The 12,940-nt window shown below is 67.6% G+C and carries 12 protein-coding genes; 6 read left to right on the top strand and 6 right to left on the bottom strand.

Annotated features, from left to right (window positions below; translation table 11 throughout):
• Nucleotides 1-24 precede the first annotated feature (24 nt).
• Nucleotides 25-1,152, top strand: a complete 1,128-nt coding sequence (locus MVF96_RS21960; protein WP_247450481.1) for an NDMA-dependent alcohol dehydrogenase — start codon at nt 25-27, stop codon at nt 1,150-1,152.
• Between the two features lie 24 nt (nt 1,153-1,176).
• Here MVF96_RS21960 and MVF96_RS21955 read toward each other — a convergent pair whose 3' ends face one another.
• Together MVF96_RS21955 and MVF96_RS21950 are read right to left on the bottom strand one after the other, a co-directional pair.
• Nucleotides 1,177-1,746: a potassium channel family protein gene (locus MVF96_RS21955; protein WP_058252254.1), complete on the bottom strand. Its 570-nt coding sequence runs from the start codon at nt 1,744-1,746 to the stop codon at nt 1,177-1,179.
• The gene (locus MVF96_RS21950; protein ID WP_058252253.1) at nt 1,743-3,740 is read right to left on the bottom strand and encodes a M13 family metallopeptidase; all 1,998 of its coding nucleotides are present in this window, start codon (nt 3,738-3,740) and stop codon (nt 1,743-1,745) included. The genes MVF96_RS21955 and MVF96_RS21950 overlap by 4 nt, the downstream gene beginning before the upstream one ends.
• 444 nt (nt 3,741-4,184) lie before the next feature.
• On the opposite strand from MVF96_RS21950, the gene MVF96_RS21945 reads away from it, so the two are divergent.
• Complete coding sequence (locus MVF96_RS21945; RefSeq protein WP_247450480.1) at nt 4,185-5,636, top strand: dihydrolipoyl dehydrogenase family protein; 1,452 nt, start codon at nt 4,185-4,187, stop codon at nt 5,634-5,636.
• A gap of 36 nt (nt 5,637-5,672) precedes the next feature.
• Here the strand turns inward: MVF96_RS21945 and MVF96_RS21940 are convergent, their stop codons facing one another.
• On the bottom strand, nt 5,673-6,119 hold the full coding sequence (locus MVF96_RS21940; protein WP_247450478.1) for a pyridoxamine 5'-phosphate oxidase family protein: 447 nt from the start codon (nt 6,117-6,119) through the stop codon (nt 5,673-5,675).
• Between the two features lie 94 nt (nt 6,120-6,213).
• Here MVF96_RS21940 and MVF96_RS21935 point away from each other — a divergent pair, with 94 nt between their 5' ends.
• The 3 genes from MVF96_RS21935 (at nt 6,214) to MVF96_RS21925 (ending at nt 8,710) form a co-directional block, all read left to right on the top strand.
• Nucleotides 6,214-6,957 (top strand): FadR/GntR family transcriptional regulator, encoded by a 744-nt coding sequence (locus MVF96_RS21935; protein WP_247450477.1) that lies wholly within the window; start codon nt 6,214-6,216, stop codon nt 6,955-6,957.
• A 15-nt stretch (nt 6,958-6,972) separates the two neighbouring features.
• On the top strand, nt 6,973-7,692 hold the full coding sequence (locus tag MVF96_RS21930; protein WP_247452158.1) for a sterol desaturase family protein: 720 nt from the start codon (nt 6,973-6,975) through the stop codon (nt 7,690-7,692).
• Nucleotides 7,693-7,768: 76 nt separating this feature from the next.
• Complete coding sequence (locus tag MVF96_RS21925) at nt 7,769-8,710, top strand: NAD-dependent epimerase/dehydratase family protein (protein ID WP_247450475.1); 942 nt, start codon at nt 7,769-7,771, stop codon at nt 8,708-8,710.
• 42 nt (nt 8,711-8,752) lie between these two features.
• Here the strand turns inward: MVF96_RS21925 and MVF96_RS21920 are convergent, their stop codons facing one another.
• Complete coding sequence (locus tag MVF96_RS21920; RefSeq protein WP_247450474.1) at nt 8,753-9,901, bottom strand: hypothetical protein; 1,149 nt, start codon at nt 9,899-9,901, stop codon at nt 8,753-8,755.
• A 90-nt stretch (nt 9,902-9,991) separates the two neighbouring features.
• Nucleotides 9,992-11,173: an aromatic ring-hydroxylating oxygenase subunit alpha gene (locus MVF96_RS21915; RefSeq protein ID WP_247452157.1), complete on the bottom strand. Its 1,182-nt coding sequence runs from the start codon at nt 11,171-11,173 to the stop codon at nt 9,992-9,994.
• 143 nt (nt 11,174-11,316) lie between these two features.
• On the opposite strand from MVF96_RS21915, the gene MVF96_RS21910 reads away from it, so the two are divergent.
• On the top strand, nt 11,317-11,928 hold the full coding sequence (locus MVF96_RS21910; protein WP_205333642.1) for a TetR/AcrR family transcriptional regulator: 612 nt from the start codon (nt 11,317-11,319) through the stop codon (nt 11,926-11,928).
• Nucleotides 11,929-11,991: 63 nt separating this feature from the next.
• Here the strand turns inward: MVF96_RS21910 and MVF96_RS21905 are convergent, their stop codons facing one another.
• The gene (locus MVF96_RS21905) at nt 11,992-12,753 is read right to left on the bottom strand and encodes a pirin family protein (protein ID WP_247450473.1); all 762 of its coding nucleotides are present in this window, start codon (nt 12,751-12,753) and stop codon (nt 11,992-11,994) included.
• Between the last annotated feature and the right edge of the window lie 187 nt (nt 12,754-12,940).

Below are 12,940 nucleotides of genomic sequence, written 5' to 3'. Positions count from 1 at the left end.
GGGCAGCACGAGCGAGGAGCACGAATGAAGACCAAAGGTGCAGTTCTGCGCAATCCGGGCGAAGAGTGGAAGATCGAGGAGTTCGAGCTCGGCGATCCGGTGGCGGGCGAAGTCCAGGTCAAACTCGTCAGCTCGGGTTTGTGCCACTCGGATCACCACCTGCGGACCGGCGACAGCCCGGCCCCGATGCCGGTACTCGGAGGTCACGAGGGTGCCGGCGTCGTGACCAAGGTGGGTCCCGGTGTGACCCGCCTGAAGGAAGGTGACCACGTCGTCACCGCGTTCATCCCCGCCTGCGGCACGTGCGAGCCGTGCTCACGCGGTCAGCAGAACATCTGCGACGAGGGCGCGCGGCTCCTGACCGGCCTGTCCATCGCAGACGACACGAACCGCGCGTACACCCACGACGGGGTGCCACTGGTGCAGATGTGCATGCTCGGCACCTTCGCCCCGTACATCACGGTCAATCAGGCGTCGCTGGTCAAGATCGAGGACGACATCCCCCTCCAGACGGCTGCGCTGCTCGGTTGCGGTGTGGCGACCGGCTGGGGTTCGGCCGTCGAGATCGGCGGCACGCATGCCGGTGACACCGTGGTGGTCGTGGGCATCGGTGGTGTCGGTATCAACTCGGTGCAGGGTGCCGCGGCGGCCGGTGCGCGCAACGTCATCGCCGTCGATCCGGTGCCGTTCAAGTTGCAGATGGCCGAAAAGCTGGGTGCGACACACACGTTCCCGTCGATGGAGGCGGCGCTCGAGGCGATCGGTGACATCACCTGGGGCAAGATGGCCAACACGACCATCCTCACGGTGGGTGAGATCGACGGGTCGATGATCGCCCCGGCTCTGGCTCTCACCGGCAAGGCGGGACAGGTCGTCGTCGTGGGCATGGGCAACTTCGCGTCCATGGACGCCCAGATGAACCTCTTCGATCTCACCCTCATGCAGAAGCGCGTGCAGGGCGCCATCTTCGGCGGTGCGAGCCCCCGCACCCAGGTTCCGGCGCTCCTGAACGAGTATCGGGCCGGCAAGCTCAACCTCGACGGCCTGGTGACCAACACCTACCGACTCGACCAGATCAACGAGGCCTACGACGACATGCTGGCGGGCAACAACATCCGCGGCATGATCGTCTACGGGGACGACGACTACTGAGACTGAGCCAGTAGCGACGCCAGGTCACCGTCCGGTGGCCTGGCGTCGCTGGTTCACCAGCAGGTTGAGGAAGCGCACGCCCAGACCGAGGAGCAGCAGGGTGCTCGCCATCTGGATCGACACCGCGACGCGCGCACCCTGCGAATCCGGCGCGATGTCGCCGAAACCCGTCGTGGTGAACACGGTGAGGCAGAAGTACAGCGCGTCGACCCGGGTGAGCGACTCGTTGAAACTGCCGGGATCGTATTCGGAGAACAGGAAATACGTCGTCGCGAATGCGACGATGTAGAACCCGGCCAGCGCCACCAGCATCTCCATCGCGGTCGCGACGGGCCGGTCGGAACCGGCGAACTTGCGGACCTCCCAGACACAGAACGCGATCAGCAACGCGGCCCCGACGACGAGCCCGAGATAGTTCAGATCGCTCTCTTTGTCGATGGGCAGCAGGAAGTATCCGGCGAGCAGGACGACGGCGGCTCCGATCGGTCGCAGCAGAGCGACCGTGAGTTCGCGTCCCCGCACCAGACCCAGTGATGCGGCCGTACCCGGCGGACCCTCGTCGCGCGGATCGGGTCCGCCGGGCACGTCGTTCACCAGATCCGCACGCGTTCGGCGGGGTCCAGGTACAGCGAGTCCCCGGGCTTGACGTCGAAGGCCTCGTAGAACGCGTCCATGTTGCGGACGACGCCGTTGCACCGGAACTCCGGCGGCGAATGCGGGTCGATCGAGAGGCGTCGGATGGCTTCGGCATCTCGGGTCTTGGTCCGCCAGATCTGCGCCCAGCTGTAGAACACGCGCTGTGTTCCGGTCAGGCCGTCGATGATCGGCGGTTGGGCCCCGCTCGCCTCGTTCGCGATCTGGTACGCGACGAGTCCGATCGACAACCCGCCGAGGTCACCGATGTTCTCACCGATGGTGAAGTCGCCGTTGACCTTGTGCTCGGGATCGAGTCCGGTCGGGGTGAACTCACCGTACTGGTCGATGAGTTTGCGTGTCCGCGAGGAGAACTCGGTCCGGTCGGTGTCGGTCCACCAGTCGACGAGGTTGCCGTCGCCGTCGTACTTCGCGCCCTGATCGTCGAATCCGTGCCCGATCTCGTGACCGATGACCGCGCCGATGCCGCCGTAGTTGACCGCGTCGTCGGCGTCGGGGTCGAAGAACGGTGGCTGCAGGATCGCGGCGGGGAACACGATCTCGTTCATGCCGGGGTTGTAGTAGGCGTTGACCGTCTGCGGCGTCATGAACCATTCGTCGTGGTCGACCGGTGAGCCGATCTTGGCGAACTCGCGGTCCTGCTCGAACGACGCGGACCGGGCGACGTTCCCGATGAGGTCGCCGCGATCGACGCTCAACGAACTGTAGTCGCGCCACTTGGCCGGATAGCCGATCTTGGGGGTGAACTTGCCGAGCTTGACCAGCGCCTTCTCCCGGGTCTCCGGGGTCATCCACGGCAGGTCGGAGATGTTGCGGCGGTAGGCCTCGACCAGGTTGGCGATCAGCTCGTCCATCCGTGCCTTGGCCTCGGGCGGGAAGTGCTTGGCCACATAGAGTTTGCCGACCGCGAATCCCATCGCGGCCTCGACGAACCCGACGCCCCGCTTCCACCGGTCGCGGTTGGCCTCCGCGCCGGTCAGGATGCGGCCGTAGAAGTCGAAGTTCTCGTCGACGAACGGTGCGGACAGGTACGACGCGGCCGAATGCACGAGCCGCCAGGTCAGCCAGGTCTTCCACTCGTCCAGGGGGCGATCCGTGAGGAGGCCGGCGACGCCCGACAGGAACGACGGCTGCGCGACGACGACCTCGGCGAAGGTCGCGTCACCGCTCGTGCCCAGGCCGCCGAACCACTCCGAAAACGGGAAACCGTCTGCGGTGGTGCTCAACTCGTCGAGGGACATGAGGTTGTAGGTGAGCTCGGCATCGCGGCGTCGGACCACATCCCAGTGCTGAGCGGCGATAGCCGTCTCGAGGTCGAGGACCGTCGCGGCCCGGGCGGCGGCGTCGTCGAAGCCGGCGAGCGCGAACATGCGCTCGACGTGCGCGACATACGCCGTCCTGGTCTCGGCGTGCTTGTCCTCCCGGTAGTAGGACTCGTCGGGAAGTCCGAGACCGGACTGCGTCAGGTGCACGAGGTATCGGTCGGACTGCTTCGCATCCGTGTCGACGTAGTAACCGAACAGGCCACCGGTGCCGTGGCGCTGCAACCGTCCGATCCGCCGGGCGAGCGCCTCGAGCGAGTCGATGGCCGCGATCTTCTCCAGTTCGCCGGTGATCGGGCCGATCCCGAGGGCCTCGATGTGGTCGGTGTCCATGAACGACGCGTACAGGTCGCCGATCTTCTGCTCGTCGGAACCGCTTTCCGGGTTCGACGAAGCGCAGTCGGTGATGATGTCGCGCACGTTCTCCTCGGAGTTGTCGCGCAGCACGTGGAAGGCGCCGTCGACGGAACGGTCGTCGGGGATGACGTGCGACTCGAGCCACTTGCCGTTGACGTGAGCGAACAGGTCGTCCTGAACGCGGACGGAATCGTCGACCCACTCGAGGTCGAGTCCGGAGCTGAGGTCGGTATTCGATGCAGTCACGCGCTCCATCCTGTCACCGGATCGTCCATTCGTCAGCCGCCTCCGCCGTGGGCGAAATCGGAGAACCGCTGGTCGATGCTGCTGGAGACCCTTCGTGACGGCCCTCCGCAAGCTCCGGGCCTCCTCAGGGAGCGGGAGGTGCTGTCCTCCGCAAGCTCCGGGCCTCCTCAGGGAGCGGGAGGTGCTGTCCTCCGCAAGCTTCGGGTGTCCTAGGGGAGCGGGAGGTGCTGTCCTCCGCAAGCTCCGGGTGTCCTAGGGGAGCGGGGGTACGACGAATCCGGGGGCATTGTGAGCCGCTGAGCGGATCAGACTGCCCCCGGGACTCGATACAGCGCCCACTGCAATCTGAAATACGCTGCGAGAGAGTGGATCGTGTCCCTTTGGCCGTTGGGAGCCTCGAGGCGATCTGTGCACTCGCCGACCGCAGTCGCGAATACGACCTACCCTGAACCAATGGATGCAACCTTCGACGTCGTCGTGATCGGTGGCGGTCCGGTGGGCGAGAATGTCGCCGACTATGCGATACGGGGCAGCGATCGAACTGCTGTCGTCATCGAGCACGAGCTCATGGGGGGTGAGTGCTCGTACTGGGCATGCATGCCGAGCAAGGCGTTGTTGGGTCCGGGGTCCGCGCTCGAGGAAGCCCGTGCCCTGGCGGGTGCGCGTGAACGGGTGAGCGGCGATCGTCCGGACGCCGACGCACTCCTGGCGTGGCGCGACACAGTGAACGACCGACGGGACGGGCCCGGGGCGACCCACGACGACTCCGGGCAGGTGAAATGGGCCGAAGGTGCCGGGATGACGGTGATCCGCGGGCATGGGCGGTTGTCGGGTGAACGACAGGTGACCGTCGGCGACACGGTGGTGACGGCGCGTGAGGCGGTCGTGGTGGCGACGGGGAGCACGGCGTCGATCCCGCCGACACCGGGTCTGGCCGAGGCGCACCCGTGGACCTCCCGGGACGCGACGAATCTCGTCGAGGTGCCGGAGCGGATCCTCGTCGTCGGCGGTGGCGTCGTGGCGTGCGAAGCGGTGACCTGGTTGCTCGACCTCGGTGCGGAGGTCGTCATGGCCATCCGCGGAGACCGGTTGCTGCCCAAGATGGAGTCGTTCGTCTCACAGCGGATCGCGGACTCGCTGACTGCCCGCGGCGTGGACATCCGGTTCGGCACGACGATCGAGTCGGTCGACCGGCCCGGCGCCGCCGACACCGGCTACGGACGCATCCACGGCGGCCCCGCCACCATCCGGCTCGACGGTGACGGCGCAGGCGAGCTCGTCGTCGACGAGATTCTGGTGGCGGCGGGACGCTCGCCCGCGACGCGGGACCTCGGTCTGGAGTCGGTGGGACTCGAGGCGGGCGGCCCGCTGCGCGCCGATGACCATCTGACGGTGGCCGACCACCCGTGGCTGTACGCGGTGGGAGATGTCAACGGCCGAAATGCGTTGACACACATGGGCAAGTATCAGGCGCGGGTGGCCGGGGACGTGATCGCCGCACGTGCCGAGAACCGGGACCTCGACGGTCCGCGGTACGTCGCAACCTCCGACCACGGTGCCGTACCGCAGGTGGTGTTCACCCGGCCGGAGATCGCATCTGTCGGGCTGACGTCGAAGCAGGCGAAGGAGGCCGGCATCGACGTGCGGATCGCCGACGGGGACATCTCCGTGGCTGGGTCCTACCTGACCGATCCCGAGTACTCGGGTCACGCCTGTCTCGTCGTCGATGCGAGCCGCGACATCCTCGTCGGTGCGACCTTCGTGGGGCCGCAGACTGCGGAACTCGTCCATTCGGCGACGGTGGCCATCGTCGGCGAGGTCCCGCTCTCGCGGCTGTGGCATGCGGTTCCGTCGTATCCGACCATCAGCGAGGTCTGGTTGCGGTTGCTCGATCAGCTGCGATGAGCCGCGGCCCGGCGGTCGCCGAGTCGAAGGCCCCGCTCAGAAGCTCAGTCGCCGGATCTTGTCCGGCCGGATGACGATCCGCACCCAGTCGTCGGCGAGGATCTCCGCGAGATCCTGTGCGCGGGTGGGATCGTCGAGGTCCCAGTAGCGGTCGGCCAGTCGTGCTGCGAGTTCGCGCGCGGCCGCACCGTCGGTCTCGATGCGCGTGGCGCCGGAAACGGAGATCCAGCGCTCGCGTTCCTCGACCGGGGTGGCAACCACGATCGAGGCGCGCGTATCGGCGGCCAGACGACGCACCTTCAGCGAATCGGGACCGGTGAAGAGCTGGATCTCGCCGTCCGCGGTCGCCTCGAACCACACCGGCCGAGGCTGCGGCGGCGTCGGGCCGGTCGCCGTCGAGAAGAAGCCAAGGAGTGGGCGGCTGAGAAAGTCCAGATCGTCGGCGGTCAGGGTGTCGGACGAGGGCGCGGCGATGTCACTCATGGTGGGTACAACCCGAGCGCCCGCCGATCATTCCTTACGCAGCTAACTGGTCTGACCACTTGACCATCTGTCCTCTTGGTTCTACGGTCGGTGCATGCCGTTCGAGCCCGTGTCCCAGCAGAGCGCCCCCGAGATCGTGTTCGACCAGATCGTCGAGGGCGTGCTGTCGGGTGACCTACCGGCCGGCGAGACCCTTCCAAGCGAACGGGAACTGGCCCGCATCCTCGGCGTCTCGCGGCCCACCGTGCGGGAAGCGTTGAAGCGGGTGGCGGCGGCCGGTCTGGTCTCCATTCGGCAGGGCGACGGCGCACGGGTCCAGGACATCGCGCGGACGGGTGGCCTCGATCTGTTGCCGCGACTCCTGATCCGGGGCGGCGCGCTCGTGCCGAGTGTCGCTCGCTCGATCGTCGAGGCACGCGCCGCGGTGGGCCCGGATGTTGCCGGACTGGCGGCGAGGCGGGTGACCGACGACCAGATCGTCAGGCTGACAGCGCTGCTCGCCGATCTCGCCGCCGAACCGGACCCGGTCGGACAGCAGGTCGCGGCACTCGAGTTCTGGAGCGCGATCGTCGACGCGGCCGACTCGATCGCATTCCGTCTCATGTACAACTCGCTCCGCGCCGCGTACGAACCGGCGCTTCCCGCGCTCGCGTCGATGCTGGAGTCGGAGGTCGGCAACATCGACGGCTATCGCGCGCTCGTCGAAGCGATCACGTCTCGCGAACCCGGCCGCGCCGAGGCCGCTGCCCGTGAACTGCTCGCGCCCGCGACCGCGGCATTGCTCGAACTCTGTCAGGCACTCGAGGGCGCGGAGTCCGACATCGGAGAGGGGAACTGAATGTCTGCCGAGAGCATCGACGCCGACCACATCGACCACAGGGCGCGCCGGCAGGTGGCGGCGGAGGAACGGCGAATGCGATCACGGCGGTCGACGACCCTGCGTGCCGCATTCGCCGAGTTCCTCCGGCACCCGTCGCCCTGGATGATCGCCGCGTTCCTGGTGACCTCGTCGGCGGCGCGAATTTGGCTGGGCGGGTGGGGAATCGCCGATCTGGTCGTCCCGGTCGTGATGATCGCGAGCTACCCGCTGGCCGAATGGCTGATCCACGTCGTCGTGTTGCACTGGCGGCCGAAGCGCCTGGGACCGGTCACCATCGATCCGCTGGTGGCGCGTAAGCATCGCGAGCACCACTCGGACCCGCGGAACATCCCTCTGGTGTTCATCCCGTGGCAGGTGCTGGTCACGGTCGTCCTCGCGGCCGTCGCGGTGGGGCTCCTCGTCTTCGCCAGTGCCGAGCGCGGTCTCACGTTCATGGCAACGCTCGCGGCGATCGGACTGGTCTATGAATGGACGCACTATCTGATCCACTCCGACTACCGGCCGCGCCACGCCTACTATCGCCGGCTGTGGCGCAACCATCGATTCCATCACTACCGCAACGAGCACTATTGGTTCGCGGTCACCACCGCGGGCACCGCGGACCGGTTGCTGCACACCTATCCCGATCCCGACACGGTCGAGAAGTCGCCCACCGCAAAGGATCTGCACGCGCTGTCGCAGACCGGGGACTGACCGGCGAAACACATGACGGTGCGGTTTGTCCCGGTAGCCGGGACAAACCGCACCGCGATCCGGGATACTCGCCCGCATGCGGGTATTCGTCACCGGCGGTACGGGGGCCATCGGGGGATACGCGGTGCCCGCATTGGTCGCCGCGGGACACGACGTGTGTGCGCTGGCGCGCTCGGATGCCGCCGCTTCCGCGCTGCGTGCCCACGGCGCCGCCCCGATTCGGGTGTCGCTGTTCGATCGACACGGACTCGCCCAGTACTTCGACGGCTGCGGCGCGGTCGTCAATCTCGCGTCCTCCCTTCCGGGGACCGCCTCATTCGTCCGGAAGTCGGCCTGGGCGGACTGTCATCGCATCCGGCGGGAGGGCTCGGCCGCGGTGGTCGACGCCGCACTCGCCGCCGGCGTGCCGCGGGTGGTGCAGGAATCGGTTGCCATGGTGTACACCGACGCCGGTGACCGGTGGATCGACGAGGAGTCGCCGGTCGACCACTATCCGATCGCGGTGGGCAACCACGCCGCCGAGGCCTCGGCCCGCCGGTTCACTGATTCGGGTGGGATCGGCGTGGTGCTCCGGTTCGGGTTGTTCTATGGCGTCGGCGCCGCCCACAGCGAGCAGCTCATGGCGCTCGCCCGACGACGGATCGGTTTCCGCGCCGGCCGACCCGGTGCCTACGTCTCCTCGATCCACCTCGCCGATGCCGCCGACGCCGTGGTGTCCGCACTCGAAATCGGTTCCGGCACCTACAACATCGTCGACGACCTACCGGTCAACAAGAAGCTCCACACGGCCGCCCTGGCCGGTGCGGTCGGTAAGCACCCGTACGTGACCGGTCCCGGCCGGGCCGCCCTCCTGCTCGGCGAACGCACCACGTCGCTGACACGTTCGCTTCGGGTGTCCAACAGACGGTTTCGGTCAGCCACCGACTGGCGACCACGCTACGCCTCGGTGTGGGAGGGGTACGCGCAGATGGCACGTCAGCTCGACGCCGGGTCTGATCGGCGTCGACCTGCGGTGTAGTTCCCGGGTTGCCGGCGTGACCGGCTGGCGTCGCGCGCCGGGTCACAGGTGGGAGGAGAGCAGCACGATCGCGGCGTGGCGCCGGATGAACTGCCACGGGGACGCCAGGGCGTCGGAAGCGGTGCGCAGGTCCTCGTGGGCGATGTCGTGTATGCGTGTGGGCGTCAACGAGGCGAGCATGAGGTCGTCGAGAACCGGACGGGCGGCGAGGATCTCGGCCAGCAGTCGATAGTCGAGCGGCGTTCGCCGGTGCTCGGCCAGGAAAGGAGCGCTGAGGGCCTGGGCGGCCATGTCGTCGGGGAGGCCCGCCACGAGGTGCGTGGCTCGATGGACGTGGCCGAGCATGCACAGTACTGTGGCCGCCTTCGCCACGTCGACGGGCCGATTGCCTGCCCGTTCGACGGTGTCCGCCAACCGGTCCGCGACCTGGGAATCGGTGATCCCGGTGTCGATGAGGACGTCATACAGGCGGTCGACCCGATGCGAGTTCGATGGATCGAGCGGGGTGCTGCGCAGCTCGTCCACCACGCGCTGCGCGGCAATCGGGCCCTGCGCGGCCAGGAGTCGGCGAGCGACCGGGCGCAGTTCGCCGTCGGTGTCGGTGTCGGAGGTCAGGATCTCGACCAGCGCATCGATTCGGTCGGGCTCGGACAGACGGTCGAGGCGGGCTTCGATCGCCGAGGTCCGGTGGAGCTCGGGAAAGAGCCGTCGCAGAACCTCGTCGTCGACCGATGCCCGGATCGCGGCCTCTCGGCACTCGGGATCGTGGACGAGTACGACGAAGTCGTCGTCGAGGTGGGCCGACCCGGGAAGCGTCGCCGTCGCGCGACGGCAGGCGTTGCCGAGACTCCGATGAAATTGCGCGGCAACGACATTCCAAGGATGGCCGTGCCGGCCCACGGACGCGGTGAGCCGCTCTGCCCACAGATCCCCGGTCGGGGGCGCGTCGACGAGCCGGTCCCAGTCGTCGACGTCCCGCTTGCGGAGGTCGCCGCGCTCGGTGGCCGGGGAGCCCTGGGGCTGCCACGCCACCCGGATCGACGGCCACAGGAAGAGCATGTCCCGAGCGTGGACATCGGTCAGGGCGGCAGCGTAGACGGTGTTCGCCGGATGCTGCTCGGCGGCTTCGGCGACCGCGAGTTCGATGCAGCGGATCAGGTGATCTTCGAGTGAGCACCAGTCGATGTCCATCAGCGGTCCCAGATCTCGGCGCGGGCGCCGGTGTACGCCATCACCGGGATCTCGAGCGTCGCCGGTGCGCGTGGTCGACGGTCCGCCGGGTCATCCGAGCGCGATGCCGAGATGTCCGGCCATCACCCGGACCATGTGCTGCACCCCGATCTCGTTGCGCCCGATGACCATGTGTTCGTGCTGGCCGCGTCGCACACCTTCGCCGCACTGTGGCAGCATCGCGAAATCCTCGTCGCGGACCGCCGCGTGTACCTGGGCGAAGATGCCGGCATACATCTCGGTCTGTTCCGGAGTGTCGGCCGGGTACTTGGCCATCCAGCTGTGGCGCACGGTGCAGCGGGTCGCCGAACCGGCAGGGAGGATGTCGATGACCTCGACCCCCACCGGACTGTTGGCGAGGATGAGATTCGGGTAGATCCAATAGATGAGGCCCATGTAGGCGCTCGGATCGTCCCAGGTGGCGTCGGGCTCTTTGTCCGCGAGGTCGCGAATCCAGTTGAACGGGAACCCGATCCGATGGTGTGGCCCGTACTCGTCGTAGACGTGCGTGTTCGCGATCGTGTTCTGACCGATCACGCTGTTGCCGTGGACGAACGGGAAGTGGTAACCCTCGGCGAAAGCCTCCAGGGCGCCTTTCCAGCTCACCGTCGATTCGAGATGTCGCTCGTCGTGGTACTGGAAGTCCTGATACCTCCAACGGGCGAGCTCGTCGTCGAAACTGCCCAGGTGGGCGTCCAGGTCGAGCGGCGCATCGGCGGTGAGGACGGCCCAGATGAATCCGTGCCGTTCCTCGCTCGGCAGTTCGACCAGTCCGTAGTCGGAGCGGTCGAGATCGTCGAATCCGGCTTTGCCGGGGACCCCGCGGAGTTTGCCGGTGTTGTCATAGACCCACGCGTGATACGGACACGTGAAGCGTCGGGCGTTGCCCGCGCCACAGGCCGGCATCGCACCGCGATGACGGCAGTAGTTCAGGAAGACGTGGGTCTGCCCGTCTCGATCACGGGTGATGAGCAACGAGTCGTCGAGCACCGTTCGTACGACGTAGTCATCGTTGTTCGGGATCTGCGCCGAGGCCAGCAGCGCCAGCGGCGTCTCGCGCAGCAGTCGAGTCTGTTCGAGTTCGGCGAGTTTGTCGTCGCGGTAGTAGTCCAGCGGTACGCGGAGAGTCGACTCGGCCATGTCGGTGCTGCTGGACATCGCGAGATCCAGTGCTCGACGAGTGAGATCGGCACCGTACGAGCTGGTCGAGGGAGTGGTTTCGGGGATGTCGATCGTCACGGGGGCTGTCCTTTCGGGTCCGTTCAGTCGGCTGGGGCCTGACAATACATGAAACACGTTCTATGTCCAGCCGTGTTGCGACGTCCGGCCTGAGGGGAGGGGCTGCGGGGATCCCCGCAGCACGACACAATGTGTGGATGCGCACCCACGGCTGGGCCGGGGCCACCCCTCCGACCGACGATGACGAAGCGAGCAAGCGCATAGTCGTTGCGGCCGGCGAGCTGATGGACGCCGGAGCCGGTGGCGTCAACATCCGTCAGGTCGCTCAGCGGCTCGGGGTGGCCCGTCAGACCGTCTATCGCTACTTCCCGGACACGAAAGCCCTGCTGTCGGCGACGGCGCAGCACGCGACCGACGAATTCCTGGCGGATCTGGCTCGGTCGCTACAGGGGTTGACCGACCCGGCGGATGCGATCGTCGAAGCCATCGCCCTGACCTTCGAACGGCTGCGACAACACCGGCGATTCGGCCTGCTCTTCGCCGAGGCAGAGCACGGCCGTTTCACTGCCGAGGTCACGTCACCCCAGGCGATCGCGATGGGTCGGGTGATCGTCGAACATCTCGATGTCGACTGGGCTGCCCACGGGTGGGTCGAGGACGACATGGACGAGCTCGTCGAGGTGATGTTGCGGTTCGTCCAGTCACTGCTCGTGGATCCGCGCGAACTCACACGCACCCCGGTTGAGTTGCGGGAATTCCTGCACCGCTGGATAGGTGTGGCCATCGCGGCCAAGAGCATCAACCCCTGACGGCGCCGACGCCTCGCCGCACGGTGGGGCACGCGCCGACGGTGATCGGTGGCGGCCAGAGCTCTACGCACCCAGCCCGGCGGCCATCGACCACACCAGCACCTCGGCGTCGGAGTCGTCGCCGGCGCGGATCGGGAACGACGCGGAGTCGACGCCTCGGAGGGCGTCACCCGGGTCCAGAACGCCGATCTCCTCGACGCCGACCCCGTCGACCTCGACCTGTCCGTGCACGACGAACAGGTGGGTGAACCGGGAAGCGGGCACCTCGACGGTCTCGCCGGGGCGGAGTCGCGTCGCGAACAGGGTGGCGCCCGAGTTGGCGACGGAGACCGCGGCGTCGACATCGGCGACGCCCGACGCGATCGGTACGAGTCCGCCCGCGGCGAGTCGGTCGCGGACATCGGCCTGCGCGTACGACGGCGCGAGGCCGTGGCGGTCGGGCATCAGCCACATCTGGACGTAGCGGACGGGCTCGGTGCCGGCGTCGGGCAGGTCGGGCCATGAGTCGTTGCGCTCGGAGTGTTCGACGCCGGTGCCCGCGCTCATCCGCTGTACCAGGCCGGGGTACAGGACACCGGAGTGCCCGGCCGAGTCGCGGTGGACCAGCGTCCCCGCGACCACCCACGTCACGATCTCGCTCTCCTGATGGGTGTGGAGATCGAAGCCCGCGCCGGGTGCGACGACCTCGTCGTTGACGGCGAGCAGCGCGCCGAAGTGCGTGTTCGACGGGTCGTAGTGGTCGCCGAAGGAGAAGCAGTGCCGTGAGGTCAGCCAGTCGGTGGCGGTGACCGGACGATCGTCGCCACGGAAGACGGTGAAAACCATGCGCCCATTGTCGCAGTGCGGCAAGGTGAGGGCGGTCGGGGACGGCCGGGTCCGGGATCTGTCGACGTCGGTCCTCGGACGGCGATCGCGCACGCCGCGGAGTGTCAAAAGTCCCGTGGGCGAGATGAGTTCGTGACCGGCTTGATCCCCGAATGGAAGCTGGCGGCGTCGATTTCGAGTGTTACAC

Origin of the sequence: Gordonia hongkongensis, assembly GCF_023078355.1 — a bacterium.
GTDB lineage: Bacteria > Actinomycetota > Actinomycetes > Mycobacteriales > Mycobacteriaceae > Gordonia > Gordonia hongkongensis.
Note: the sequence above shows the minus strand (reverse complement) of the source record. Positions and strands in the feature narration are given on the sequence as shown.